At 65.4% G+C, this 1831-nt stretch carries 1 protein-coding gene and 1 pseudogene; both read left to right on the forward strand.

All coding sequences use genetic code 11. The features are described 5' to 3' along the window. Positions 1-65: 65 nt before the first annotated feature. Positions 66-650, forward strand: a complete 585-nt coding sequence (locus AWC08_RS34040) for an IS607 family transposase (RefSeq protein ID WP_036395615.1) — start codon at positions 66-68, stop codon at positions 648-650. Beyond that, positions 650-1831: pseudogene (gene tnpB / locus AWC08_RS34045) on the forward strand (IS607 family element RNA-guided endonuclease TnpB); the annotation flags it as partial. The gene AWC08_RS34040 and the pseudogene tnpB, both read left to right, overlap by 1 nt.

Genomic DNA, 1831 nt, shown 5'->3' on the forward strand with positions numbered 1-1831 from the left:
GGGCTGCCAGCTGTTGCGGTCTGAGTGGTCGGTAGTTGTCGGTGGCGTGCTGTAGGAACAGAGACATGAATCTGGCGACGTGGGCGGAGCGCAACGGTGTTGCGCGGGTGACCGCCTACCGCTGGTTTCGTGCTGGTCTGTTGCCGGTGCCGGCCCGGCGAGTGGGCCGACTGATTCTCGTCGACGAACCGGCTGGGGACCCTTGCATGCGATCACGGACCGCGGTGTACGCGCGGGTGTCGTCGGCAGATCAGAAAGCCGATTTGGATCGGCAGGTCGCGCGGGTGAGCGCGTGGGCCACGGCTCAACAAATGCCAGTCGACAAGGTCGTGACCGAGGTCGGTTCCGCGCTCAACGGGCACCGCCGCAAGTTCCTGACACTGCTGCGCGACCCGTCAGTCCACCGGATCGTGGTGGAGCATCGGGATCGGTTCTGCCGGTTCGGCTCGCAGTATATGCAAGCTGCGTTGGCCGCCCAGGGCCGCGAGCTGGTGGTAGTCGACTCTGCCGAAGTCGATGACGACCTGGTGCGGGATATGACCGAGATCCTGACGTCGATGTGCGCTCGGCTGTACGGCAAACGGGCTGCTGAGAATCGGGCCAAGCGCGCAGTGGCGGCTGCCGCTGGCGAGGACCGTGAGGCCGCCTGATGCCCAAGTTCGAGGTTCCCGATGGCTGGACGATCCAAGCCTTCCGGTTCACGTTGGACCCGACCGAGGACCAGACCCGTGCGTTGGCGCGGCATTTCGGTGCCCGTCGTAAGGCGTTCAACTGGACCGTCGAGACACTGAAGGCTGACATCGCTGCCTGGCATGCCACCGGAGATGAGACAGCCAAGCCGTCTCTGCCGGTGTTGCGCAAGCGGTGGAACCAGGCCAGGGCGAAGTGTGCGTGAACGCCGAGACTGGCCTGCCGTGGTGGCAGGAATGCTCGAAAGAGGCGTACGCCGATGGGATCGCCGGGGCGGTGGATGCCTATTGGAACTGGCAGCAGTCCCGTGCGGGTGCGCGTGCCGGCAAGAGGGTGGGATTCCCGAGGTTCAAGAAAAAGGGCCGGGATGCCGACCGGGTGCGTTTCACCACGGGGGCGATGCGCGTAGAGCCGGATCGTCGGCATGTGACGTTGCCGGTGATCGGAACCGTCCGCACCCAGGAGAACACCCGGCGCGTTGAGCGGCTAATCGCCAAGGGGCGGGCGCGGGTGTTGGCGATCTCGGTGCGCCGTAACGGCACCCGCTTCGATGCCAGCGTGCGGGTGCTCGTACAGCGCCCCCAACAACACCATGTCGCCCGACCTGATTCGCGGGTGGGTGTCGATGTCGGGGTGCGCCGGCTGGCCACCGTCGCCAGCGCCGATGGCACGGTGATCGAGCAGGTGTCCAATCCCCGCCCACTGGACACCGCCCTGCGGGAGTTGCGTCAGGTCAGTCGTGCTCGCTCCCGTTGCACGAAAGGCTCACGCCAGTATCGTGAGCGCACCTGTGAGCTTTCCCGGCTCCATCGCCGGGTCAACGATGTCCGTACCCATCATTTGCATGTTCTGACAACACGATTGGCCAAAACCCACGGCCGCATTGTTGTCGAAGGCTTGGACGCCGCGGGGATGCTGCGGCAAAAAGGGCTGCCCGGTACCCGTGCCAGACGGCGCGGACTCTCCGATGCTGCTCTGGGTACCCCGCGCCGGCACCTGTCCTACAAGACCCGTTGGTGCGGATCACAACTGGTGGTCGCCGACCGTTGGTTCCCGTCGTCGAAAACCTGCCACGCCTGTAGGCATGTGCAGGACATCGGCTGGGACGAACAATGGCGATGCGGCAACTGCCACGTCACCC

This window comes from Mycobacterium gordonae, assembly GCF_002101675.1.
GTDB lineage: Bacteria > Actinomycetota > Actinomycetes > Mycobacteriales > Mycobacteriaceae > Mycobacterium > Mycobacterium gordonae.

What these genes read in the sequence shown, in the direction of transcription:
- AWC08_RS34040 (WP_036395615.1), top strand. Translation starts at nt 66, where the DNA reads ATGAATCTGGCGACGTGGGCGGAGCGCAACGGTGTTGCGCGGGTGACC.